Source organism: Streptomyces luteosporeus, assembly GCF_039532865.1.
Lineage (GTDB): Bacteria > Actinomycetota > Actinomycetes > Streptomycetales > Streptomycetaceae > Streptomyces > Streptomyces luteosporeus.
This window is the reverse complement of record NZ_BAAASL010000018.1, coordinates 1-23326: the sequence shown is the minus strand read 5'-3', so window position 1 is coordinate 23326 and position 23326 is coordinate 1. Positions and strand designations below refer to the sequence as shown.

Sequence of the window (23326 nt, the reverse complement as noted above, 5' to 3'; positions counted from 1 at the left end):
GGCGGAGCATGTCGGACCGCCCCGCCCCGGCGGGTGCCTAGACTGGGGCGCGCCCGGGCGAGCGGAATCCCGGGGAGGGGAGTGCGACAGTGACGGCAGGCGTCGGGAGCTTCGGCAACGCCAAGGGCGCCGGAGGTTCCCTCGACGACCTCTGCGACCCGTCGGCCGAACTGCTGGCCGAGGCGGCCGCGGCCTTCGGGCTGCTCGCCTCCTCCGCCCGGCTGCACCTGATGTGGGCGCTGGCCCAGGGCGAGAGCGACGTCAGCGCCCTCGCCGAGCGGGTCGGCGGCGCACTGCCGGCCATCAGCCAGCACCTGGCGAAGCTCAAGCTCGCGGGCCTCGTGCGGTCCCGGCGCGAGGGGCGGCGGGTGGTCTACCTGGTCGCCGACCCCGACGTCGTGACCATCGTCCGCCTCATGGTCGGCCAGCTCGCCGACCGCAGGGCCGGCGCGGACGCCGGCGCCCCCGCCGGACGCCTCCGTGGTCTGGGCGCCTGAGCCCTCCGCGGCGCCCGGCCCGGGCACCGGCACCACCCTGCAGGTGCTGCGCGCCCTGGCCAGCGGGCCCCGCGGCCTGACGGAAGCGGAAGCCGAGGAGCGCATCGGCCGGTACGGCGAGAACGCCCTGCCCGGCCGCCGGCCCGCCTCCTGGCCGCACCGCTTCGCCCGCAGCCTGCGCGACCCCTTCACCGCCGTCCTGCTCGGCCTCGGCGTCGTCTCGGCGCTGCTGGCCTCCTGGGGCACGGCCCTCGTCATCTGCGTCCTGGTCACGGTCAGCTGCGTTCTGCGGGCCACCGGCGAACACCGCGCCGACCGCTCGGCGGCCGCCCTGCGCGAGCTGGTCGCCAGCACCGCGACCGTACGCCGCCGCGCCACCGACACCTCGCCGCCGGCCGTGCGCGAACTGCCCGTCGACCAGCTCGTGCCCGGCGACGTCGTGCTGCTCGCCCCCGGTGACCTCGTCCCGGCGGACCTGCACCTGCTGCGCGCCCGCGGACTGACCGTCCACGAGGCCGCGCTCACCGGCGAATCGGCCCCCGTGGCCAAGACCGCCCGGGCCGCCTCGCAGGACCCCGCCGCGGCCGGCCTGGACCTGCCCCACCAGTGCTTCCAGGGCAGCAGCGTCGTCTCCGGCACCGGCACCGGCGTCGTCGTCGCCACCGGCCGCCGCACCCTGCTCTCCGGCGCCCTCGCCCGCGCCCCCCGCCGCCGCCCGCCCGGCCCCTTCGACCGCTCGGTCAACGGCATCGCCTGGACCCTCATCCGGTTCATGCTGCTCGTCGCACCCCTGGCCCTGGTCGCCGGCGCCCTCGTGCGCGGCCGCGGCCTGGAGACCCTCCCCTTCGCCGTCGCCGTCGCCGTCGGGCTCACGCCCGAAATGCTCCCCGTGATCGTGACGGCCTCCCTCGCCCGCGGCGCCGCCCTGCTCGCCCGCGGCGGCGAGGTCGTCGTCCGCCGGCTGCCCGCCCTGCACGACCTCGGCGCGGCCGACGTGCTGTGCGTCGACAAGACCGGCACCCTCACCGAGGACCGGCCGGTCCTCGCCCTCGCCGAGGACGCCGCCGGCCGGCCCGACGACGACGTCCTGCGCTGGGCGGCCCTGGGCGCCCTGTGGACGCTGCACCTCGCCGAACTGCCCGTCCCCGACGCCCTCGACGACGCCGTGCTCGACGCCTGCCCCGGCGACCTCGACGACCTGCCGTACGAAGGCGTCGACGCGCTGCCCTGCGGACCCGGGCGGCGCCTGGCCACCGCCGTCGTACGCCGCCCCGGCGACCCGCGCTTCGCCCTCGCCGGCACCCACACCCTCGTCGTCAAGGGCGCCCCCGAGGACGTCCTCGACCGGTGCGCCCTCGATCCCGCCGACCGCGAACGGCACCGGCAGCGCGCCGCCGGCCTGGCCGCCGAAGGACTGCGCGTCCTCGCCGTCGCCCGCGCCGAACGACCCGCCCGCGAACGGCCGTACACCGAGGCCGACGAGCACGACCTCACCTTCACCGGCTTCCTCGCCCTGCGCGACGCGCCCGCCCCCGGCGCCGCCGAGGCCCTCGCCGGACTCGCCCGGCACGGCGTCACCGTCAAGGTGCTCACCGGCGACCACCCCGGCACGGCCGTGCGCGTCTGCCGCGAACTCGGCCTCGCACCCGGCGACGCGGTCACCGGCGACCGCATCGACGCCCTCGACGACGCCGCCCTCGTACGGCTGGCCGCCACCACCACCGTCTTCGCCCGCTGCACCCCCGCCCACAAGGCCCGCGTCGTCACCGCCCTGCGCGGCGCCGGGCACACCACCGGATTCCTCGGCGACGGCGTCAACGACCTCGCCGCCCTGCACGCCGCCGACGTGGGCGTCTGCCCGCGCGACGGGGTCGACGTGGCCCGCGAGGCCGCCGACGTCGTCCTCGCCGCCAAGGACCTCACCGCCCTGGACCGGGCCATCGTCACCGGCCGGCGCAGCACCGCCAACATCGGCTCCTACCTGCGGATCACCCTCTCCTCCAACGTCGGCAACGTCATCGCCATGCTGGCGGCCGGGCTCATGCTGCCGTTCCTGCCGATGCTGCCGGCGCAGGTCCTCGTCCAGAACCTCTTCTTCGACGCGGCCCAGCTCGCCCTGGCCTTCGACCGTCCCGGCCCGGCGGCAGCCGCCGCCCCCGCCGTCCTGCGCCCCCGGGCACTCCTGCGGTTCGTGACGGGCTTCGGCCTGCTCAACGCGGCGGCGGACGTGGCGACGTTCGCGGTGCTGGCGGCGGGGGACGAGGGGGTGTTCCATGCGGGCTGGTTCACGGAGAACTTGCTGACGCAGGCGATGGTGATGATGCTGCTGCGCGCGGGCCGGCTGCCGGCCCCGGGCGCCCTGCGGGCCGCTGTTGCGGGCTTGGCGGTGGCGGGGTTGCTGCTGCCGGCGTCCCCTGTGGGTGCCGCACTGGGCATGGCGCCCCTGCCATTGCCGTACTACGGCGCGCTGGGTGCGGTGCTCGTGGTGTACGGCTGCGCGCTGGCGGTGGCGCGGCGCCGTTAGGGGTGGTGCGCCACCCACCAGCCCGTCCGGCGTTTGAGGACCGGGGGTCCGGGGGCGGAGCCCCCGGGAGACGGGGAGAGGGCGGGGCTGGGGATCAGCCCGCCGCAGGCGCTACCAGTTGCCGCCGCCGAAGTCGCCGCCGCCGCCTCCGTCCCCACCGCCCCAGTCGCCGCCGCCTCCGAAGTCGTCGGGGTTGAAGTCCGAGCCCGTGTAGTCGCCGCCGTCCGGTCCCTCCGGCCCCGCCGCATACGCAGGGGGGCCGCCGAGCATGCCGCCCAGCATCGTGCCGACGAGCAGCCCCGGCAGCAGGCCGCCGCCGAAGTATCCGCCGGCCCAGGGCGCGTACGCCGGTCCCGCGTCCCAGTAGGGCCGCGGCCCGTACGCGGTCTGCACCTCGCGCGCCATCGGCTCCTGCCCGCTGGCCAGCCGGGTCGCGTCGGCCGCGCAGGCCGGCACGGTGCGCAGGGCGCCGCCGGGGGGCGCCCACTGGACGTCCTGTACGGACGGCCCGTGCCGCGGGTCGAAGAAGCACGGGGGCCGCCGCTGCGGCAGGGGCGCCCCGGTGCGCCGGGCGGCGAGCGTGGCGAGCGCGAACCGGCCCTCCTCCAGCGTCGCCGTCACACCCTGCACGTCGTCCGGTTTGCCCGCGGCCGCCATTTTCGACTTGGCCTCGTCGTAGGCGTCGAGCGCCCGGCTGTAGTCGGCGCGCATCTCGTCGGTGGCGCCGGTCTCGGTGGGGGAGAAGTCGAGCCGGTCGAGTTCCTCGCCGAAGGCGGTGATGTCCTCGTCGACGACGACGCGCAGGGCGTCGAGCTCGGCGCGCTCGCGTTCCTCGCGCTTGCGCCTGGCGCGCCGGTAGAGGGCGTAGGCGCCGGCGCCGCCGGCCACCACGAGGGCGCCGCCGGTGATCAGGCCGGTGGTGCCGACGCCCTTGCCGGTGCCGCCCCAGGAGCCGGGGGCGTGGCCGCGGGCGGTGCGGTCGGCCTCGTCGACGAAGGCGTTCAGCTGGGCGTTGGTGTCGCCGCCGGTGCGCCGGACGGAGCCGACGAGGTTGGTGACGGCGTTGCGGGACATGACGCTGCGGTCGGCGGCGGCGTTGAAGGCGTCGCCGAGGTGGACGGCGTAGACGCCGGCGAGGCCGACCTTGGTGCGCAGGTCGCGCAGGACGGTGGCCCGGGGGTACTCGGGTGCGTCGGGCAGGACGGCGACGAAGACGGGCTTGTCGGCGTCCTTGATCTTCCGGGCGAGGGCGTCGGCGTCGGCAGCGGGCAGTTGGCCGGCGGCGCGGGGGTCGACGTAGACGGGGTTCTTGCGCAGGGCGCCGGCCACGGTGTCGAGCCCGCCGGCGGCGTGGGCGCCGGGGCCGCACAGTGCCGTGCCGGCCGCGAGGAGGAGGACCGCGAGGAGGGTCACGAGCCGGTGGACGGCGCGGGGGGCGGCGCGGGGGACGGCGGTGGCGGGCATGGGGAGCTCCTTGGAGGGGTCACGGTCTACTCTGCACCTACCACAAGTGCGGATCAATCAGGCATATCGCCGCACGTCATCCGGGCATCATCCGGGCATCATCCGTAGGAGAGGTTGGCACACGGATCGTCGTCCGCCGACCGGGCGCCGTGGGCGACGTCCGGGGAGAGCGTGGCGGGCGGGGGTTCCGCGGCCGGCGTGCTCGGCGAGGCGGTGGCGGCCGTCGCGTAGTCGCGGCCCAGGGTCAGGGTGATGCCGCTGATGTCCGCCCCGCGGACGTAGGCCCCGGGGAAGAGCCGGGCCAGGGCCCGGGCGTGTTCCGCCTGCCCGGAGCCGAACTCGATGACGGTGGTGGCCTGGTCCTGGGAGCTCGCGGTGGCGGTGCCGGTCACCTCGAAGCCGCGCTGCCCGATGGCGGTGGCGGCCCGGGCGGCGAGCCCGTCGACCTCGGTGCCGTTGCGTACGGCGACCTTCGCGCCGCCGCCCGAGACGGGCGCCGGGGAGGTCGGCGTGGCCTGCGGGGCCGGCCCGCCGCCGCGGCCCGCGTTCTTGCCGTCGACGGTGCGGTCGGCGCGCAGGGCGGCCCACAGGGCGTCCGCGTCGGGTTGGACGACGGCGACGCGGTTGCCCTCGTACCGCCAGGGCAGGGTCACGAACTTCATGTCGTGCAGGTCTATGCCCTTCAGCGACATCGCGAACGACACCATCTTCTGCGCCGAGCCCAGGCCCGGGTCGACGGTCAGGGACTTGGTGGCCGCGTCGGCGAGCGGCAGGAGCGTGGTGGGGTCGAAGCCCTGTGCGCGCACCTTCTTCACGAGGGAGGACATGAAGGCCTGTTGGCGCTGTATGCGTCCGATGTCGGAGCCGTCGCCGATGCCGTGCCGTACGCGGACGTAGTCCAGGGCGCGCTGCCCGGAGACGGTCTGCGGGCCCTTGGGGAAGAGCAGTTTGCCGCGCGAGCCCAGGTTCGGGTTGAGGTCCCCCTGGTAGACGTCCTTGGGGACGCAGACATCGACGCCGCCCACGGCCGAGGTCATCGCGGAGAACCCGGCGAAGTCGACGACGACGGTGTGGTCGACGCGCAGTCCGGTCAGGCGCTCGACGGTGTTCTGCGTACAGGCGGGGTTGCCCTGCGGCGATTCGCCCACGGAGAAGGCGGAGTTGAACATCGCGCGCGACTGCTCGGCGGTCCAGGTGCCGTCGGGTTTGCGGCACGGGGGGATGTCCACCAGCGTGTCGCGCGGGATGGAGACGGCGACCGCGTGCTTGCCGTCGCCGTGGACGTGCAGCAGGAAGGCCGTGTCCGAGCGGCCCACGTCGCCCTCGCCGCCACCGAGCTCGCTGTTGCCGCCGGCGCGCGAGTCCGAGCCGATGACCAGGACGTTCTGCCCGCCGACGCCGGCGCCGGGCCGGTCCTTGGAGAGCCCGTCCGCGTCGAAGGTGTTGATGTTGCCGTTGAGCCTGAGGTACAGCCAGCCGGCGGCGGCGGCCACCAGCACCAGGAACGACACCACGATCACGGTGAAGGGCCGCGGCCGCGCGCCCCCGTTCCTGGCCCTGCCTCGCCTGCCGCTCATGTCCGTGCCCTCATCGCTCCCCCGGTGTCCGTGCGTTTCCGCACGGTGAGACGGGCGGCCACGGACTTTGGTTGTCCAGTTGCGCAATCTAGCAAGTATTGTGGGCTCGGCTGTCCGGCCGGGACGCATCCAAACCAGTCAGATGAGAGGTGGTGGGCCGCCGTGCTGCGCAACGCCCTGGAGCCCTGGCACATCCTCGTGGTCGTACTCGTCATGGTCCTGCTCTTCGGATCGCGCAAACTGCCCGACACCGCGCGGGCGCTCGGCAAGTCGATGCGGATCCTCAAGAGCGAGGCCAAGGCGATGAAGAACGAAGACGACACGAAGGCCGCACCTGTAGACAGCGCCCGGTGACCCGGACGTCATCCGGCGATCACCTGCGGTACATCCGCCCCTGGTGAGCTTCCTCGCGGCCGCCCGGCACCCCGCCGCGGCCCAGCTAGGAGGAAGCAACCATGGGTTCTCGTCCGTACCGACGCCGTCTCGCCTGGAGCGCCGCAGCGCTGCTCGTCGCCGGTGTAGCCGTGCCCGCCGCGCAGGCGGCCTCGGACCACGGCGGGCAGTCGGACGCCTTCGCCCACGCCCCGAAGAAGGCCAAGAACGTCATCCTGCTCATCGGTGACGGCATGGGCGACTCCGAGATCACCCTCGCCCGCGACTACACCGTGGGCGCGGCCGGGCGGCTGAACATGGACCGGTTCCCCATGACCGGCGCGTACACCACGTACTCGGTGGACAAGAACGGCAAGCCGGACTACGTCACCGACTCCGCCGCGTCCGGCACCGGCTGGGCCACCGGCCACAAGACGGTCAACGGCCGCATATCCAAGACGCCCGGCACCGACAAGCCCATGACCACCATCCTGGAGCTCGCCCAGCGCGGCGGACTGGCCACCGGCAGCGTCACCACCGCCGAGATGACCGACGCCACCCCGGCCGTCCTCGCCTCCCACGCCACCGACCGCAGCTGCCAGGGCCCGGCCGACATGAAGGCGTGCCCGAACGACACCATCGCCAAGGGCGGCCCCGGCTCCATCGCCGAGCAGAGCGTGAACCACAAGGTGGACGTGCTCCTCGGCGGCGGCAAGGCCCGCTTCGACCAGAAGATCACCGAGGGCCCCTACAAGGGCCTGACCGTCACCGAGCAGGCCCGCCGGCTCGGCTACCAGGTGGTGACCGACAGCAAGGGCCTGGCCGGCGCCCGCTCCGGCAAGCCCGTCCTCGGCCTGTTCGCCGACGGCAACGTGCCCGTCGAGTGGACCGGCAAGGCCGCCGCCGTCGGCGGCACCGCCGCCCAGCGCTGCGTGACGAACAACCCCGAGCGCAAGGCCGGCACCCCCGCCCTGGAGGAGCAGACCCGCCGCGCGCTGGAGCTGCTCGCCACCCCCAAGGCCAAGAAGAACGGTTTCTTCCTGCAGGTCGAGGGCGCCTCCATCGACAAGCGCGACCACGCCGCCGACCCCTGCGGCCAGATCGGCGAGACCGCCGCCTTCGACCGCGCCGTGAAGGTCGCCCGCGACTACGCCGCCAAGCACCCCGACACCCTGGTCATCACCACCGCCGACCACGGCCACAGCAGCCAGATCGTGCCGCTGGAGGCCAACCCGCCCGGCCTGTCCTCCACCCTGATCACCAACGAGGGACAGCAGCTGAAGGTCAACTACTCGACCAACACCCCCGGCCAGTCCCAGGAGCACACCGGCACCGAGGTCCGCATCGCCGCCCAGGGCCCGAGCTCCCAGCGCGTCCTCGGCGTGACCGACCAGACCGAGCTGTTCACCACCATCCGCACCGCGCTCTCCCTGCGCTGACCCACCCCGCCCGCACGGGCCCGGCCGCTGTGGGGGCGGCCGGGCCCGTGTGCGGTCGCGCCAGTTATCCGGCCGGAACATTGGTGGATCACGCACCCGGTGCAGGACCCCTCAGCATCAACACTGAGAGATCCGTCCCCACCGCGCGCAGGAGGAACCCCGATGTCCGGGTCTCGCGTCCTGGCCCTCGGCCACTACCAGCCCGCCAGGGTGCTCACCAACGACGAGCTGGCCACCATGGTCGACACCAGCGACGAGTGGATCCGCACCCGCGTCGGCATCCGCACCCGTCGCGTCGCCGCCCCCGACGAGACCGTCGCCAGCATGGCCGCCCGGGCCGCGGCCAAGGCCCTGGCCGCCAGCGGCCTCGACCCCGCCGACATCGACCTCGTCCTCGTCGCCACCTGCACCGCCGTCGACCGCAGCCCCAACACCGCCGCCCGCGTGGCCGCCGAGCTCGGCCTCGCCTCGCCCGCGGTCATGGACGTCAACGTCGTCTGCGCCGGCTTCACCCACGCCCTCGCCTCCGCCGACCACGCCATCCGCGCCGGGGCCGCGACCAACGCCCTGGTCGTCGGGGTGGAGAAGTTCACCGACGTCACGGACTGGACCGACCGCACCACCTGCGTCCTGGTCGGCGACGGCGCCGGCGCCGCCGTCGTCACCGCCGCCGAGCGGCCCGGCATCGGCCCCGTCGTCTGGGGCTCGGTGCCCGAGATGGGCCACGCCGTACGCATCGAGGGCACGCCCTCGCGCTTCGCCCAGGAAGGCCAGTCGGTCTACCGCTGGGCCACGACGCAGCTGCCGCCGATCGCCCGGCGGGTGTGCGAGCGGGCGGGGCTCGCGCCGGAGGACCTGGCGGCGGTGGTGCTGCACCAGGCGAACCTGCGCATCATCGAGCCGGTGGCCCGGCGGCTCGGGGCGGTCAACGCGATCGTCGCGAGCGACGTGACGGAGTCCGGCAACACGTCGGCGGCCAGCATTCCGCTGGCCCTGTCGAAGCTCGTGGCCTCCGGCCGCATCGAGCCGGGAGCCCCGATCCTGCTGTTCGGCTTCGGCGGCAACCTCTCGTACGCGGGCCAGGTCATCCACTGCCCGTAGGGCGTGCGCCCCGTAGGGGCGCGGGGGACTGCGCGATCAGCCACCGACGGCCCGCAGTCGACACGCCATGCCGGGGCCCCGGCGAAGCACGGCACCTCGACTGCGGGCACGTCGTGGCTTGTCGCGCAGTTCCCCGCGCCCCTTACGGGGCACCGGTGAAGGCGGCGTGCTGCGCCCTCAGAACACCGACCAGCCCGTCAGCGACGTGAAGTGGTCCAGCGCCGCGACGCCCGCGACGGAGTTGCCCCGCGGGTCGAGCCCCGGGCTCCAGACGCACAGCGTGCAGCGTCCCGGTATGACGGCGACGATGCCGCCGCCCACGCCCGACTTGCCCGGCAGCCCCACCCGGTACGCGAAGTCGCCCGCCGCGTCGTACGTCCCGCAGGTGAGCATCACCGCGTTGATCTGCTTGGCCTCCCGCCGCGGCAGGAGCCGCGAGCCGTCGGCGCGCAGGCCGTGCCGGGCCAGGAAGCCGCTCGCGAGGGCGAGGTCGCGGCAGCTCATTTCGACGGAGCACTGCCAGAAGTAGTGCTCCAGCACGGTCGGCACGGGGTTGTCGAGGTTGCCGTAGCTGGCCATGAAGTGGGCGAGGGCCGCGTTGCGGTCGCCGTGCTCGGATTCGGACTTGGCCACGGCCGCATCGAAGGCGACGTCGGGGTTGCCGCTCTCGGCGCGCAGGAACTCCAGCATGGTGGTGCTGGCGTCACCCGTCAGGGTCTGGAGCCGGTCGGTGACGACCAGGGCGCCGGCGTTGATGAAGGGGTTGCGCGGAATGCCGTGCTCGTACTCCAGCTGCACCAGCGAGTTGAAGGGGTTGCCGGACGGCTCGGTGCCGACCCGTTCCCAGATGCGGTCGCCGCCGTGCGCGAGCACGAGCGCGAGGGCGAAGGCCTTGGAGATCGACTGCACGGAGAAGGGCCGCTGCCAGTCCCCCACGCCGTACACGCCGCCGTCGACGTCGGCGACGGCCATGCCGAACTGGGCGACGTCGACCTCCGCGAGGGCGGGGATGTAGTCGGCCACCTGTCCGCGGCCGACCAGCGGCCTCGCGAAGGCGGCGACCTCTTCGAGTACGGCCTGGTAGTCCACGGTGGTGTGCTTTCTCTTCTGCTCGCTGGCCGGGCCAGCGTACAAAATGGGGGGCGTGACCAGCGACAATCCCCCCGATCCGGCCGCGTTGCGCCCGCTGCTGCCCTCCCCGGTGCAGGAGCTGGCCGACGATGCGTTCGCCCGGCGCGGCCTGCGACTGCTGCTCAAGCGGGACGACCTCATACATCCGGACCTGCCCGGCAACAAGTGGCGCAAGCTGGAGCCGAATCTGCGCGCCGCGGCCGCCGCGGGCCGGCGCACGCTGCTCACGTTCGGCGGGGCGTACTCCAACCACCTGCGGGCCACGGCCGCCGCCGGCCGGCTGCTGGGGTTCGCGACGATCGGCATCGTGCGCGGTGACGAGCTGGCGGACCGCCCGCTGAACCCGTCCCTGGCACAGTGCGCCGCGGACGGCATGCGGCTGCGCTTCGTCGACCGGGCCACGTACCGCCGCAAGGCCGAGCCGGAGGTGCTGGCCGCGCTCGTGCCGGAGGGCTGCTACGTCGTCCCGGAGGGCGGCAGCAACGCCGCCGCCGTCCACGGCTGCGAGGTGCTCGGCCGCGAGCTGCGCGGCGTGGCGGACGTGGTGGGCGTCGCCTGCGGCACGGGCGGCACGCTGGCGGGCCTGGCGGCCGGCCTCGGGCCGGGGCAGCGGGCGATCGGCTTCCCGGTGCTGAGGGGCGGCTTCCTGGGCGAGGAGGTGCTGCGCCTGCAGCGGGAGGCGTTCGGCGGGCGGCGCGGTGAGTGGGTGCTGGACGAGCGCTTCCACGCGGGCGGCTACGCGCGGCGGACGCCGGAGCTGGAGGCGTTCGCGGCGGACTTCGAGGCCCGGCACGGTGTTCCGCTGGAGCGGGTGTACGTGGCGAAGATGCTCCTCGGACTGACGACGCTGGCGCAGGAGGGCGCGTTCACGCCGGGTACGACGGTGGCGGCCGTGGTGACGGGCAGCGCCCCGTGAGGGGCGCCCCGCAGGGGCGCGGGGAACTGCGCGATCAGCCACCGGCGGCCCGCAGCCGACGCACCAACGCCCGGACCCCGTTGTGCAGGCGCGTCGTGGCTTGTCGCGCAGTTCCCCGCGCCCCTGACGGGGCGCTCAGGCCGTCTCCTCCCGGTACGCCGCCGCCTCCTCCAGGTCCAGGCGGCGCAGCAGCGTGCGCAGCATCTCGTCGTCGATGCGCCGCGCGTCCCGCAGGGCCACGAACACGGCCCGCTCCGCCCCGATGACCTCGCGCGACAGGCGCCGGTAGGTGTCGTCGACCGACTCCCCCGTGCGTTCGTCGACCGCTCCGAGGCGTTCCCAGACGGCGTTGCGGCGGCGTTCGAGGACGGCGCGCAGGCGGTCGGCCAGGGGGGAGGGCAGGGTGTTGTGCTCGTCGGCGAGGAGTTCGGCCAGGCGCCGTTCCGCGGCTTCGGAGGCCTCGCTCTGGGCCTGGGCCTCGACCAGCGTGTCCATGCCGGGGTCGCGCTGCGGCAGCCGGAGCCGGCGGATCAGCGGGGGCAGGGTGAGGCCCTGCACCACGAGCGTGCCGATGACGGTGGTGAAGGTGAGGAAGAGGATGAGGTTGCGGGCGGGGAAGGGCCCGTGCGTGGCGGCCACGGGTACGGAGAAGGCGATGGCGAGGGAGACGACGCCGCGCATGCCCGCCCAGCCGATGATCAGTACGCCCTGCCAGGTGGGGTTGTCCTCCCGTTCGCGGACGCGCCGGGACAGGGCCCGGGGCACGAAGGCGGCGGGGAAGACCCACAGGAAGCGGGCGAGGACGACGGCCGCGAAGACGGCGAGCGCGTAGATCAGGGCCTCCCCCACCCCGTACGTGCCCAGTTCCCTCAGGACCACCGGCAGCTGGAGGCCGATGAGCATGAAGACGGCGGATTCGAGGAGGAAGGCGACCATCTTCCACACCGCGGCCTCCTGCAGCCGGGTGGCGAAGTCGACCTGCCAGGAGCGGTGGCCGAGGTAGAGGGCGACGACCACGACGGCCAGCACGCCGGAGGCGTGCAGTTGCTCGGCGGTGCCGTAGGCGACGAAGGGGATGAGCAGGGAGAGGGTGTTCTGCAGGAGGGGTTCGCGCAGGTGGGTGCGCAGCCAGTGGATCGGCACCATCAGGACGAAGCCGACGACGACGCCGCCGAGGGCGGCGAGGACGAATTCGCGGATGCCGTGCGACCAGCTGACGCTGCCGCCGACGACGCCGGCGACCGCCACCCGGTAGGCGGTGATGGCGGTGGCGTCGTTCACCAGGGACTCGCCCTGCAGGATGGTGGTGAGCCGCGAGGGCAGTCCGAGGCGGCGGGCGATGGCGGTGGCGGCGACGGCGTCGGGCGGGGCGACGACGGCGCCGAGCACCATGGCGGCGGCGAGCGGCAGGCCGGGCACGACGAGGTAGGCCGCGTAGCCGACGAAGACGGTGGCGAAGAGCACGTAGCCGAAGGACAGCAGCGCGACGGGCCGCAGGTTGGCGCGCAGGTCGAGGTAGGAGCTGTCGAGGGCGGCGGTGTGCAGCAGGGGCGGCAGCAGCAGCGGCAGGACGACGTGCGGGTCGAGGGCGTAGTCGGGCACGCCGGGGACGTAGGCGGCGGCGAGCCCGGCGGCGACGAGCAGCAGAGGGGCGGGTACGGGTGTGCGGCGGGCGGCCCCGGCGACGACGGCGCTGGCGGCGACCAGCAACAGCAACGGCATGACGTCCATGGGCTCCCCGCCTGTCTGCGCGCACACGATCCGGCTGTGCGATCTACCCTGGCAATCATGATCGAGTGTGCGCACGTTCCGGGGTTGCCGCGCCCCGAGCCGGAGCCGCTGGCCGTCACGTGCCCGGACTGCGAGGCGGCGGGCAGTCATCCGGTGCAGCTGCGCATGTGTTTGGTGTGCGGCAACGTGGCCTGCTGCGACTCCTCGCCGTACCGGCACGCGACGGCGCACTTCGAGCGGACGGGGCACGCGGTGATGCGCAGCTTCGAGCCGGGGCAGACCTGGCGTTGGTGCTACGTGGACAAGCACATCGTCTGAAGGGGCACATCGTCCGAAGGGGTGCTGCGCGGGGCCCGGGCTAGCATGCAGGCATGATCCGTACCGCCACGCCGGCCGACGTGCCGGAGATCCACGCGATGATCCGCGAACTCGCGGAGTACGAACGGGCGCTGGACGAGGCACAGGCCACCGAGGAACAGCTGCGCGAGGCGCTGTTCGGACCGGAACCCGCCGTGTTCGCCCTGATGGCGGAGAGTGACGAAAAGCCGGGCGAGGCGCTCGGTTTCGCGCTGTGGTTCCGGAACTTCTCGACGTGGACGGGTACGCACGGTATCTATCTCGAAGACCTTTACGTACGGCCGCACGCACGGGGCGGCGGGTACGGAAAGGCGTTGCTCGCGGAGCTCGCCCGGATCTGCGTGGAGCGCGGCTATCGCCGTTTCGAGTGGTCAGTGCTGGACTGGAACGCCCCGTCGATCGCGTTCTACAAGTCCATCGGGGCGCAGGCCATGGACGGATGGACCGTGCAACGACTTACCGGTGAACCGCTCCGAGCCCTTGCGGCGCTCGCGCAGAGTGACGAAAATCCGAGCAGGCGGCCCAACGAGCCGTCCTCGCTTTCGAATTGAGACCGCAGACCTCTAGCCACTGTCCGTACTCATGGGTTTACCATGAGTGACAGTCGTGGGCCTGCGGCGCGGAACCGCAGATCGCGATAGCGTCTCAGCCGGACCATGTGCCGCCCCGACCCGCACCGGCCTTCACCGGACCGCGCGGGACCGGCGCTCAACTCAGCTCAATGAGCTTGTGCCACCTTGGAGGTGAGGGTGTCCCCCATCGCAGGCGAGCCTGGGACGACCCAGGACTTCGTGGAAGTCCGGCTGCCCGCCGCAGGTGCCTACCTGTCGGTGCTGCGGACGGCGACGGCCGGCCTCGCGGCCCGACTGGACTTCACCCTCGACGAAATCGAGGACTTGCGCATCGCCGTGGACGAGGCCTGCGCCATCCTGTTGCAACAGGCCGTGCCGGGCTCCGTCCTCAGCTGCGTCTTCCGCCTCGTGGGAGACGCGTTGCGGGTGACCGTCTCGGCACCCACCACCGACGGGCGTGCGCCCGAGCGCGACACCTTCGCCTGGACGGTGCTCTCCGCCCTGGCCGGAGAGGTGGACTCCACCGTCGCGGAGGACCGCACGGTCAGCATCAGCCTGCACAAGAAGCGCGGCGCCGGCCCCGGACAGCCGTGACGGAAGAGGGGGCTCCGTGAGTACTGCGTCACCGCGGGGAGTGCGCACCCCGGCCATCCCGCAGCAGCCTGCCCGGCCGCATCCGGAGGACCTCGATCCGGAGCGTCCCGGCCCGCAGGGCCCGGACCCCGGTCCGGACCAGGCCAGCGACCCTTCGGAGCGGGCGGACCACATGGATCAGCAGCAGCGCCGGCAGCGCAACCCGCACGCGGATCCGCACGACCGCAGCGGAGCCCGCGCCCTGTTCGTCGAGCTGCGCGCGCTTCCCGACGGCTCGCCCGAGCGCGCCGAGCTGCGCAACCACCTGGTGCGGATGCACCTGCCCCTGGTCGAGCACCTGGCCCGGCGCTTCCGCAACCGCGGCGAGCCGCTGGACGACCTCACCCAGGTCGCCACGATCGGGCTGATCAAGTCCGTGGACCGGTTCGACCCCGACCGCGGGGTGGAGTTCTCCACGTATGCCACGCCCACCGTCGTCGGCGAGATCAAGCGGCACTTCCGCGACAAGGGCTGGGCGGTGCGGGTGCCGCGCCGGCTGCAGGAGCTGCGGCTGTCGCTGACCACGGCCACCGCCGAGCTCTCCCAGCGGCACGGCCGGGCCCCGACCGTCCACGAGCTGGCCGAGCACCTGTCGATCTCCGAGGAGGAGGTGCTGGAGGGCCTGGAGTCGGCCAATGCCTACAGCACGCTCTCCCTGGACGTGCCGGACACCGACGACGAGTCCCCGGCGGTCGCCGACACCCTCGGCGCGGAGGACGAGGCGCTGGAGGGCGTGGAGTACCGCGAGTCCCTCAAGCCGCTGCTGGAGGACCTGCCGCCGCGCGAGAAGAAGATCCTGCTGCTGCGCTTCTTCGGCAACATGACCCAGTCGCAGATCGCCCAGGAGGTCGGCATCTCGCAGATGCACGTCTCCCGCCTGCTGGCCCGCACCCTCGCCCAGCTGCGGGACCGCCTCCTGATCGAGGAGTGACCCGCGCCCCCGGGGGCCTGTCCCGCGGATCCCGCAGCGCCCCGTCAGGGGCGCGGGGAACTGCGCGATCGACCACAGACGGCCCGCAGTCGACACACCACCCCGGGCCCGGGTGCACTGTGCCGTGCCGCACGGTTCCCCGCGCCCCTGACGGGGCGCTGCGGGGTCGCATGCCCTAGCGGCCGAGCGGACCCGCGCCGAGCGCCTCGGCCGCCGCGGGGCTGACCAGCAGCGCGAGCACGGCCATGGCCGCGGCCGCCAGCGCCACCGCCCCGGCGATCAGCGCCCCGCCGCCGTTGAAGAGCGTCCAGGCCACCGGCAGCGCCATGATCTGCGTGATCACGGCCGGGCCGCGGCTCCAGCGGCGCAGCAGCCACAGACCGCGCGCCGCCAGCAGCGGCAGCACGGCCAGGGCCAGGACGGTCAGGCCGCCTGTCTCCGCCTGCCGGGGGCTGTCGGGGCGGCCCAGCAGGCCCATGACGAGCATGGCGGCGCCCGCGGCGAACAGGGCCAGACCCTCCAGGCCGACCAGTGCCGCCGCGGCGGTCAGCCGGGCGGGCCGGGGGCCCGGGGAGGCCGCACGGGTGGCGGGGGCCGTGGGGGCGGCGCCCTTCCGGGGGTTTTTCGACGCGGACTGCTTGCTGCTCACTCGATGCAGGGTAGCCGTACCGGCGTCCGGAAAGCCCGGCCTGGGATGGGTGGTGTACCGACAGGTAGGTAGGCTGAAGCGCATGCGTGCGCTTCTTGTGGTCAATCCTTCGGCCACCACCACCAGTGCCCGTACGCGTGACGTCCTGGCGCACGCGCTGGCCAGCGACCTCAAGCTGGACGTCGCGACGACCGAGTACCGGGGGCACGCGCGCGACCTGGCCCGCAGAGCGGCCGAGAGCGGGACCATCGAGCTGGTGGTCGCGCTCGGCGGCGACGGCACGGTCAACGAGGTCGTCAACGGCCTGCTGCACGCCGGCCCCGACCCGCAGGGCCTGCCGCGCCTGGCCGTCGTGCCGGGCGGCTCCACCAACGTCTTCGCCCGGGCCCTGGGCCTGCCCAACGACGTCGTGGAGGCCACCGGCGCCCTGCTGGACGCGCTGCGCGAGGGCTCGGAGCGCACGGTCGGCCTGGGGCTCGCGGCCGGCACGCCCGGCACCGAGGACGAGGGGGTGCCCTCCCGCTGGTTCACCTTCTGCGCCGGCTTCGGCTTCGACGCCGGGGTCGTGGGCCGGGTGGAGCAGCAGCGCGAGCGCGGCAAGCGTTCGACCCACGCCCTGTACGTGCGACAGATGATGCGCCAGTTCCTCGGGGAGCCGAACCGCCGGCACGGCACGATCACTCTCGAACGGCCGGGCGAGGAGCCACTCGAGAATCTCGTCATGTCGATAATCTGCAACACCGCGCCGTGGACCTACCTGGGCAACCGCCCGGTCTACGCGGCGCCGCAGGCGTCCTTCGACACCGCCCTTGACGTGCTCGGATTCACCAAGCTGTCCACGGTGACCGCCACCCGGCACGCCCTGCAGCTGCTGGCCTCGACGCCGGAGCGCGGTCCGGAGGGCAAACACGCTGTGTCACTGCATGACCAGACCTCCTTCACCTTGCATTCGCAGGCCCCCCTGCCGTTCCAGATGGACGGCGACCACCTCGGGCTGCGGTCGAGCGTGACGTTCACAGGCGTTCGCCGTGCACTGCGTGTGATTGTGTGAGTGCTAGGGACCAAAGTCCTTACAGTCGAACGTTTAGACTGGGTTCCACCCCCTGGAATGACGGCTGTGACCTAGCCGACACCGAGGAATCAAAAAAAACTTTCCGGAAGGGGTTGTATCCGTCGCCGAGGTTTGCGAGTCTCTTCCTGGCGATCGGGACAGCCCGCCATCAAGGCTTCCCCGGAGAGCCCGAACCCCCTCCTTTTCCTCCCTGGACCACACCAGCGTGCAGCTGGGCGTCGGCCCTTCCCTTGCGAGGGGATTCGTGAAAGCGTTCACATTCACAAGCCACGTAGCCGTAACACGAGGAGATGGAGCAGCCATGGACTGGCGTCACAACGCCGTTTGCCGCGAGGAAGACCCCGAGCTGTTCTTCCCCATCGGCAACACCGGTCCTGCGCTGCTGCAGATCGAGGAAGCCAAGGCCGTCTGCCGTCGCTGCCCCGTGATGGAGCAGTGCCTGCAGTGGGCGCTCGAGTCCGGCCAGGACTCCGGCGTCTGGGGTGGTCTCAGCGAGGACGAGCGCCGCGCCATGAAGCGCCGTGCCGCCCGCAACCGGGCGCGCAACGCGACCGCCTGACGAGGACCCCTTTCGGCCCCCGAGCCGCAGCGCGCAGTACCCCCCACGGTGCGCTAAGCACATAGTGCATACAACGCTTTGAGCCCGGTCGCTCTCGTTCGAGAGCGACCGGGCTCAGTGCTGTACCGGGCTCAGCTTGTACCGGGCTCAGTGCTGTGCGGTCAGTGCTTCTCGGCCCGGACGGGGAGGTCGAGGACGACCTTGGTGCCCCGGCCGGCGGCGGGCACCATGTCGAACGTCCCGCCCAGCTCCCCCTCGACGAGGGTGCGCACGATCTGCAGGCCGAGGTTGCCCGCGCTCTGCGGGTCGAAGCCCTCGGGCAGGCCGCGGCCGTCGTCCTGCACGGAGATCAGCAGCCGGGCGTCCCGGCGGGTGCCGCCGCGCACCGCGGTGACCTCGACCGTGCCCTGCTCGCCCGGGCCGAAGCCGTGTTCCAGGGCGTTCTGCAGCAGCTCGGTCAGCACCATCGACAGGGGGGTTGCGACCTCGGCCTCGAGTATCCCGAAGCGGCCGGTGCGCCGGGCGGTGACCCGGCCCGGGGAGATCTCCGCGACCATGGCGAGCACCCGGTCGGCGATCTCGTCGAACTCCACCCGCTCGTCGAGGTTCTGCGAGAGGGTCTCGTGGACGATCGCGATCGAGCCGACCCGGCGGACCGCCTCCTCCAGCGCCTCCCTGCCCTCGGCGGAGCCGATGCGGCGGGCCTGCAGGCGCAGCAGGGCGGCCACGGTCTGCAGGTTGTTCTTCACCCGGTGGTGGATCTCCCGGATGGTGGCGTCCTTGGTGATCAACTCGCGCTCGCGGCGTCGCAGTTCGGTCACGTCGCGCAGCAGCACGAGCGAACCGATGTGGCTGCCCTTGGGTTTGAGCGGGATGGCGCGCAGATGGATGACCCCGTCGTTCGCCTCGACCTCGAACTCCCGCGGGGCCCAGCCGCTGGCCAGCTTGGCCAGGCCCTCGTCGACCGGGGCCCGGGAGGGCGCCAACCGGGCGGTGGTCTCGCCCAGATGGTGGCCGACGAGGTCGGCGGCCAGCCCGAGCCGGTGGTAGGCGGACAGCGCGTTGGGGCTGGCGTACTGGACGATGCCGTCGGCGTCCAGCCGGATCAGCCCGTCGCCGGCCCGGGGCGAGGCATCCATGTCGACTTGTTGACCGGGGAACGGGAAGGTGCCGGCCGCGATCATCTGCGCGAGGTCCGAGGCGCTCTGCAGGTAGGTGAGCTCCAGCCGGCTGGGGGTGCGGACGGTCAGCAGGTTGGTGTTGCGGGCGATGACGCCCAGCACCCGGCCCTCCCGGCGCACCGGGATGGACTCCACCCGCACGGGGACCTCCTCGCGCCATTCGGGGTCGCCCTCGCGCACGATCCGGCCCTCGTCGAGGGCGGCGTCCAGCATGGGGCGGCGGCCGCGCGGCACCATGTGGCCGACCATGTCGTTCTGGTACGAGGTCGGGCCGGTGTTGGGGCGCATCTGGGCGATGGAGACGTACCGCGTCCCGTCCAGCGTCGGCACCCACAGCACGAGGTCGGCGAAGGAGAGGTCGGAGAGCAGCTGCCACTCCGAGACCAGCAGGTGCAGCCACTCCAGGTCGGAGTCGTCGAGGTCGGTGTGCTGGCGTACGAGATCGTTCATGGAGGGCACGCCAGCGAGCCTACCCGGGGCGGCGGGCGGCGGGATTTCCCGTCCGGACCACCCGATGGGGGAACTCCCGTAGACAGTGGCGAATGGTCTAGTCCACAATGAAACGGCAAAGTCTTCCGCCCCCTCCGCACAAGGGAGGCGGAACGAGGCCGGCCCGCGCCGCGCGCGGCACCCCGGCCTCCGGCCGGCCCGCCGGGCCGCGGGGCCCGCACACCCCGCGCCACCCGCCGGCCGGTGTCGCTCCGGGCTGCGGTGCCCGCTGGGTCGAGGGTCCCGGCAGGCGCCGCGGCCCGTAGTCGTACCGGGGGCCGGTAGCACCTGGTTCGTCGCCTGCTAAATTGGTCTATACCACACCCCTCTTGAGATCGGCAGGCCCAGCGTGGAAGTTGTCATCGTCCCGGACGCCAAGGCAGGCGGCGAGCTCATCGCCGAGGCCATGGCCGCTCTGCTGCGCCGCAAGCCCGACGCCCTGCTCGGGGTTGCCACCGGCTCCACCCCGCTGCCCGTCTACGAGGCGCTCGCCGCCAAGGTCCGCGGCGGCGCGGTCGACGTCTCCCGCGCCCGCGTCTGCCAGCTCGACGAGTACGTGGGCCTGCCGGCCGACCACCCCGAGTCCTACCGCTCGGTCGTCCTGCGCCAGGTCGTCGAGCCGCTCGGGCTGACCGCGGAGTCCTTCATGGGCCCCGACGGCAACACCGCGGACGTCCAGGCCGCCTGCGAGGCGTACGACCGCGCCCTGGCCGAGGCCGGCGGGGTCGACCTGCAGCTGCTGGGCATCGGCACCGACGGGCACATCGGCTTCAACGAGCCGTGCTCCTCGCTCGCCTCCCGCACCCGGCTCAAGACGCTCACGCACCAGACCCGCGTCGACAACGCCCGCTTCTTCGACGGCGACATCGAGCAGGTGCCGCACCACGTGATAACCCAGGGCATCGGCACGATCCTGGAGGCCCGCCACCTGGTGCTGCTGGCGACGGGCGAGGGCAAGGCGGAGGCGGTGGCCCGCTCCGTGGAGGGCCCGGTCTCCGCCTTCGTCCCGGCCTCCGCCCTGCAGCTGCACCCCCACGCGACGGTGGTCGTCGACGAGGCCGCGGCGTCCGAGCTGAAGCTCGCCGACTACTTCCGCGCCACGTACGCGGCCAAGCCGGCCTGGCAGGGGCTGTAAGGCTGGTAGGGCCGGTAGGGCCGCAGGAGCAGCGGCGGACCGGTGGCCCGGCGCCCGTCAGGAGGCGGGTGTCGGGCCTTCCATGTGCTCGCTGATCCACGCGATCGGCCCGGCGTCCATGCCCCGCAGGTAGGTGGCGCCGTTGTGGGTGCCGCCCTCGATGACGTTCAGCTTGGTGTGGACCGGGCCCTTGTCACCGTACGTCGCGATGAACTTCGTGACGTCGCTGATCATCTTCTTGTTCTCCTTGGTCCCGTACTGGAACGCCAGGTAGACGTCGGGGCCCTTGCGGGCGATCAGCTGCTTGGCCAGGACCTCGGGGTTGTTCTGCTGCCGCTCGGTCTCGTGGCCCTTCCACAGCGGGGAGTCGGGCACGATGTCGGGGCCGGAGGCGATGACGGCCTTGAACTTGTCCGGCTTCTGCAGCACGGACTTGAGGCCGACGAACCCACCGGTGGAGGAGCCCATGAAGGCCCAGCCGTCACGCGACTTCAGCGTGCGGAAATTCGCCTTCATGAGGTCGGGGACGTCCTCCGTCAGCCAGGTGCCCATCTTGGGCTGGCCGGGGATGTCGCTGCCGTCCCAGTAGATGCCGCCGTCGTCCGGGCCCGGATTGAGGATCGGCATCGCCAGCAGGAAGGGCTTGCTCTTCCCCTCCTGGTACCACTTGGTGATGCTGCCCTCCAGGGAGAGCTTGTCGCTGCCGAATTCTCCGAACGCCCAGTAATTGCCGTCGTTGCCCGGACCGCCGGGCAGGGCTATCAGCACGGGGAAGCCGCTCTTGGCGAACTTCGGGTCCATGTATTCCTTGGGCGCCCAGACCCACACCTTGCCCTTGAACCCCGACTTCGCGCCGGTGATCGACACGACGCTGACCTGCGTGCCGTCGCTCATCGTCTTCGCGTTGCGGAAATCGGCCTTCGGGCCCGTGGGCAGCAGGGTCTTCGAGTCGACCGGCTTTCCGCCCTTGCCGTCGTTCGCGTCGCCGCCCGGGTCGTAGCTGACCGGGGCTCCCTTGTCGGTGAAGGGGGGTATCTCGAAGTAGCTCATCACCGGCCAGGCGACCAGGCCGAGTGCGACCACCGACGCGATCACGACGATCCAGCGCCGTGCGCGGGTGGCACGGCGCCGGCCCCGGGACTCGTAGGGCGCGGTGGACGGCGGATGCATGGTCGGGGGTGTGTTCACACGTGCTCCAGCTGCCGGCCCGAGAGGGCTGCTGCCCGAGGGCAGTAACGGATGTTCCGTCCGGGAAGACGGACCATGCCGAGCTGCAGGTTCCCTCGTCCGGGTGCTTGACAAAAGTCTAGTCGGAGCACGGGTGTGATGGGTGGGGCTATCGCACCCCCGCCAGGACCTCCGCGGCGGCCAGGCCGCACACGCGCGCCGCGCCGTGCGTCGCCACGTGCACCGCACCGCGCGGCGCGGCCCGCGGCACGCCCATCTCCACGACCACCGTCTCCGGCCGGGCCGCCAGCAGCGCGTCCAGCGCCCGGCCCATCCAGCCGTGGCGGTGCTCGTCGCGCACCACGGCCACGATCCGCCGCTCCCCCGCGTCCGCCAGCACCTGCTCGGCGCCGTCGTCCCCGGGCCCGTACGTCAGCGTGGTCGTCCCCGGCAGCAGCCGCGCCAGCTCCGCGCCGACGCCCCACGGCGTCTCGTCGCCCACGGCGATGTTGGCCACCGGGGTGAAGGCCGCCACGTGCGCGGGCCGCGTCAGCGGCGCGAACCCCGCCGACCGGGTGACCCGCAGGGCCCGCCGCGCCGCGTCGAGCCCGATGCCGGGTGCGGGCGCGGTCCCCTCCCCCGCGCCCGCACCCGTTCCGGTGGTCCAGCGGCCCAGCGCCCGGACCCGCGCGGCCGCGTCGGCGAGGCGCTCCTCGGCCAGCTCGCCGGCGCGCACCGCCGCGACGAGCGCGTCGCGCAGCCGCAGCACGGTGGCCTCGTCGGCCAGCCCGCCGCCGACGCAGATCGCGTCCGCGCCGGCCGCAAGGGCCATGACGCTGCCGCGTTCGATCCCGTACGTGGCGGAGACGGCGGCCATCTCCATGCCGTCGGTGACGATCAGCCCGTCGAAGCCGAGCCCGCCGTCGGCGACGGGTGCGCGCAGCAGGCCGTGCAGGGCGGCCGGGCTGAGGGTGGCCGGCAGGGCGGGGTCGAGGGCGGGCAGCAGGATGTGCGCGCTCATCACCGCCCTGGTGCCGGCGGCGACGGCCGCGCGGAAGGGCACCAGCTCCCGGGTGCGCAGGGTCTCCAGGCCGGCCTCGACCCGGGGCAGGTCGTGGTGGGAGTCGACGGCGGTGTCGCCGTGGCCGGGGAAGTGCTTGGTGCAGGCCGCGACCCCGGCGGACTGCAGCCCTTCGACGTAGGCGGCGGTGTGCCGGGCGACGAGGTGCGGGTCGGCGCCGAAGGAGCGTACGCCGATGACGGGGTTGTCGGGGTCGGAGTTGACGTCGCCGGAGGGCGCCCAGTTGAGGTTGACGCCGCACTCGGCGAGCCGGCGGCCGAGCTCGCGGGCGACGGAGCGGGTCAGCTCGGTGTCGTCGACGGCGCCGAGGGCGAGGTTGCCGGGGAAGGAGGAGCCGGTGCGCACCTCCAGACGGGTGACGTCGCCGCCCTCCTCGTCGATGGCGACGAGCACGCCCGGGCACTCGGCCCGCAGCCGGGCGGTGAGCGCGGCCAGCTGCCCGGCCGAGGCGATGTTGCGGCCGAAGAGGCCGACGGAGCACAGTCCTTCGCCGAGCCGGCGCAGCAGCCAGTCGGGGGCGCTGGTGCCGGTGAAGCCGGGCTGCAGGACGGTGAGGGCGTCGCGGGTGAGCGTGCCGGCGGGGGCGGGTGCGGTCATGTCGGTGGTCATGTCGGTCTCCTAGGGCGTGTCCGGTGGATCGTGCAGCGCCCCGAAGGGGCGCGGGGCAGCGTCAATCTGCGGCTCCGCCGCGCGGGCGCGACAAGCCACGACGCGCCCGCAGACGGAGTGCCGTGCTGCGCCCGGGCCC

The 23326-nt window shown here is 73.3% G+C and carries 21 protein-coding genes; 13 read left to right on the top strand and 8 right to left on the bottom strand.

Features of this window, described 5'->3' with window-relative positions:
• Nucleotides 1–89 precede the first annotated feature (89 nt).
• Together ABD361_RS22315 and mgtA are read left to right on the top strand one after the other, a co-directional pair.
• Nucleotides 90–497 carry an ArsR/SmtB family transcription factor gene (locus tag ABD361_RS22315; protein WP_425583292.1) on the top strand — a complete coding sequence of 136 codons (408 nt, stop codon included), beginning with the start codon at nt 90–92 and terminating at the stop codon, nt 495–497.
• Nucleotides 481–3021: a magnesium-translocating P-type ATPase gene (gene mgtA, locus ABD361_RS22310; RefSeq protein ID WP_344437262.1), complete on the top strand. Its 2541-nt coding sequence runs from the start codon at nt 481–483 to the stop codon at nt 3019–3021. The genes ABD361_RS22315 and mgtA overlap by 17 nt, the downstream gene beginning before the upstream one ends.
• 111 nt (nt 3022–3132) lie before the next feature.
• Here the strand turns inward: mgtA and ABD361_RS22305 are convergent, their stop codons facing one another.
• Together ABD361_RS22305 and ABD361_RS22300 are read right to left on the bottom strand one after the other, a co-directional pair.
• Nucleotides 3133–4485 carry a hypothetical protein gene (locus ABD361_RS22305; protein WP_344437261.1) on the bottom strand — a complete coding sequence of 451 codons (1353 nt, stop codon included), beginning with the start codon at nt 4483–4485 and terminating at the stop codon, nt 3133–3135.
• Nucleotides 4486–4583: 98 nt separating this feature from the next.
• Nucleotides 4584–6062 (bottom strand): LCP family protein, encoded by a 1479-nt coding sequence (locus tag ABD361_RS22300; RefSeq protein ID WP_344437260.1) that lies wholly within the window; start codon nt 6060–6062, stop codon nt 4584–4586.
• 162 nt (nt 6063–6224) lie between these two features.
• Between ABD361_RS22300 and tatA the strand changes: the two genes are divergently transcribed.
• The 3 genes from tatA to ABD361_RS22285 all read left to right on the top strand — a co-directional run bounded on the left by tatA (nt 6225) and on the right by ABD361_RS22285 (nt 8974).
• A complete protein-coding gene (gene tatA, locus ABD361_RS22295) occupies nt 6225–6416 on the top strand; it encodes a Sec-independent protein translocase subunit TatA (RefSeq protein WP_344437259.1) in 192 nt (63 codons plus the stop codon).
• A 101-nt stretch (nt 6417–6517) separates the two neighbouring features.
• A complete protein-coding gene (locus tag ABD361_RS22290) occupies nt 6518–7873 on the top strand; it encodes an alkaline phosphatase (protein ID WP_344437257.1) in 1356 nt (451 codons plus the stop codon).
• Between the two features lie 162 nt (nt 7874–8035).
• Entirely contained in the window at nt 8036–8974 is a 939-nt protein-coding gene (locus ABD361_RS22285) for a beta-ketoacyl-ACP synthase III (protein ID WP_344437256.1), read from the top strand.
• A 177-nt stretch (nt 8975–9151) separates the two neighbouring features.
• On the opposite strand, the gene ABD361_RS22280 is transcribed toward ABD361_RS22285, so the two are convergent.
• On the bottom strand, nt 9152–10063 hold the full coding sequence (locus tag ABD361_RS22280; RefSeq protein WP_344437255.1) for a glutaminase: 912 nt from the start codon (nt 10061–10063) through the stop codon (nt 9152–9154).
• A gap of 46 nt (nt 10064–10109) precedes the next feature.
• On the opposite strand from ABD361_RS22280, the gene ABD361_RS22275 reads away from it, so the two are divergent.
• Complete coding sequence (locus tag ABD361_RS22275; protein WP_344437254.1) at nt 10110–11021, top strand: 1-aminocyclopropane-1-carboxylate deaminase/D-cysteine desulfhydrase; 912 nt, start codon at nt 10110–10112, stop codon at nt 11019–11021.
• A 135-nt stretch (nt 11022–11156) separates the two neighbouring features.
• On the opposite strand, the gene ABD361_RS22270 is transcribed toward ABD361_RS22275, so the two are convergent.
• Nucleotides 11157–12752: a Na+/H+ antiporter gene (locus ABD361_RS22270; protein WP_344437388.1), complete on the bottom strand. Its 1596-nt coding sequence runs from the start codon at nt 12750–12752 to the stop codon at nt 11157–11159.
• 57 nt (nt 12753–12809) lie between these two features.
• Between ABD361_RS22270 and ABD361_RS22265 the strand changes: the two genes are divergently transcribed.
• From ABD361_RS22265 to ABD361_RS22250, 4 genes are all read left to right on the top strand, one after another.
• Nucleotides 12810–13070, top strand: coding sequence for a UBP-type zinc finger domain-containing protein (locus tag ABD361_RS22265; protein WP_344437253.1), 261 nt, complete (start codon nt 12810–12812; stop codon nt 13068–13070).
• 53 nt (nt 13071–13123) lie between these two features.
• The gene (locus ABD361_RS22260; protein ID WP_344437252.1) at nt 13124–13660 is read left to right on the top strand and encodes a GNAT family N-acetyltransferase; all 537 of its coding nucleotides are present in this window, start codon (nt 13124–13126) and stop codon (nt 13658–13660) included.
• Between the two features lie 198 nt (nt 13661–13858).
• Nucleotides 13859–14275, top strand: a complete 417-nt coding sequence (locus ABD361_RS22255) for an ATP-binding protein (protein ID WP_126915983.1) — start codon at nt 13859–13861, stop codon at nt 14273–14275.
• Between the two features lie 16 nt (nt 14276–14291).
• The gene (locus tag ABD361_RS22250; RefSeq protein ID WP_344437250.1) at nt 14292–15245 is read left to right on the top strand and encodes an RNA polymerase sigma factor SigF; all 954 of its coding nucleotides are present in this window, start codon (nt 14292–14294) and stop codon (nt 15243–15245) included.
• A 175-nt stretch (nt 15246–15420) separates the two neighbouring features.
• Here ABD361_RS22250 and ABD361_RS22245 read toward each other — a convergent pair whose 3' ends face one another.
• Nucleotides 15421–15894 carry a hypothetical protein gene (locus ABD361_RS22245; protein ID WP_344437249.1) on the bottom strand — a complete coding sequence of 158 codons (474 nt, stop codon included), beginning with the start codon at nt 15892–15894 and terminating at the stop codon, nt 15421–15423.
• A gap of 82 nt (nt 15895–15976) precedes the next feature.
• Between ABD361_RS22245 and ABD361_RS22240 the strand changes: the two genes are divergently transcribed.
• Nucleotides 15977–16945, top strand: coding sequence for a diacylglycerol/lipid kinase family protein (locus ABD361_RS22240; RefSeq protein WP_344437248.1), 969 nt, complete (start codon nt 15977–15979; stop codon nt 16943–16945).
• A gap of 322 nt (nt 16946–17267) precedes the next feature.
• Nucleotides 17268–17525 carry a WhiB family transcriptional regulator gene (locus ABD361_RS22235; RefSeq protein WP_004937597.1) on the top strand — a complete coding sequence of 86 codons (258 nt, stop codon included), beginning with the start codon at nt 17268–17270 and terminating at the stop codon, nt 17523–17525.
• Between the two features lie 161 nt (nt 17526–17686).
• Here ABD361_RS22235 and ABD361_RS22230 read toward each other — a convergent pair whose 3' ends face one another.
• Complete coding sequence (locus ABD361_RS22230; protein ID WP_344437387.1) at nt 17687–19156, bottom strand: sensor histidine kinase; 1470 nt, start codon at nt 19154–19156, stop codon at nt 17687–17689.
• Between the two features lie 388 nt (nt 19157–19544).
• Here ABD361_RS22230 and nagB point away from each other — a divergent pair, with 388 nt between their 5' ends.
• Entirely contained in the window at nt 19545–20330 is a 786-nt protein-coding gene (gene nagB / locus ABD361_RS22225) for a glucosamine-6-phosphate deaminase (RefSeq protein WP_344437247.1), read from the top strand.
• Between the two features lie 57 nt (nt 20331–20387).
• Here nagB and ABD361_RS22220 read toward each other — a convergent pair whose 3' ends face one another.
• Nucleotides 20388–21500, bottom strand: coding sequence for an alpha/beta hydrolase (locus ABD361_RS22220; RefSeq protein ID WP_344437246.1), 1113 nt, complete (start codon nt 21498–21500; stop codon nt 20388–20390).
• A gap of 166 nt (nt 21501–21666) precedes the next feature.
• Nucleotides 21667–23187, bottom strand: coding sequence for a glycoside hydrolase family 3 protein (locus ABD361_RS22215; RefSeq protein ID WP_344437245.1), 1521 nt, complete (start codon nt 23185–23187; stop codon nt 21667–21669).
• Nucleotides 23188–23326 lie beyond the last annotated feature (139 nt).

Excerpts from the sequence above, each read along its gene's own strand:
- ABD361_RS22235 (WP_004937597.1), top strand. The coding sequence starts at position 17,268 with ATGGACTGGCGTCACAACGCCGTTTGCCGCGAGGAAGACCCCGAGCTG.
- ABD361_RS22270 (WP_344437388.1), bottom strand. The coding sequence starts at position 12,752 with ATGGACGTCATGCCGTTGCTGTTGCTGGTCGCCGCCAGCGCCGTCGTC.
- ABD361_RS22240 (WP_344437248.1), top strand. The coding sequence starts at position 15,977 with ATGCGTGCGCTTCTTGTGGTCAATCCTTCGGCCACCACCACCAGTGCC.
- ABD361_RS22220 (WP_344437246.1), bottom strand. The coding sequence starts at position 21,500 with ATGCATCCGCCGTCCACCGCGCCCTACGAGTCCCGGGGCCGGCGCCGT.
- ABD361_RS22300 (WP_344437260.1), bottom strand. The coding sequence starts at position 6,062 with ATGAGCGGCAGGCGAGGCAGGGCCAGGAACGGGGGCGCGCGGCCGCGG.
- ABD361_RS22305 (WP_344437261.1), bottom strand. The coding sequence starts at position 4,485 with ATGCCCGCCACCGCCGTCCCCCGCGCCGCCCCCCGCGCCGTCCACCGG.
- ABD361_RS22265 (WP_344437253.1), top strand. The coding sequence starts at position 12,810 with ATGATCGAGTGTGCGCACGTTCCGGGGTTGCCGCGCCCCGAGCCGGAG.
- ABD361_RS22215 (WP_344437245.1), bottom strand. The coding sequence starts at position 23,187 with ATGACCACCGACATGACCGCACCCGCCCCCGCCGGCACGCTCACCCGC.
- ABD361_RS22230 (WP_344437387.1), bottom strand. The coding sequence starts at position 19,156 with ATGAACGATCTCGTACGCCAGCACACCGACCTCGACGACTCCGACCTG.
- ABD361_RS22275 (WP_344437254.1), top strand. The coding sequence starts at position 10,110 with ATGGGGGGCGTGACCAGCGACAATCCCCCCGATCCGGCCGCGTTGCGC.
- ABD361_RS22290 (WP_344437257.1), top strand. The coding sequence starts at position 6,518 with ATGGGTTCTCGTCCGTACCGACGCCGTCTCGCCTGGAGCGCCGCAGCG.
- ABD361_RS22285 (WP_344437256.1), top strand. The coding sequence starts at position 8,036 with ATGTCCGGGTCTCGCGTCCTGGCCCTCGGCCACTACCAGCCCGCCAGG.
- ABD361_RS22260 (WP_344437252.1), top strand. The coding sequence starts at position 13,124 with ATGATCCGTACCGCCACGCCGGCCGACGTGCCGGAGATCCACGCGATG.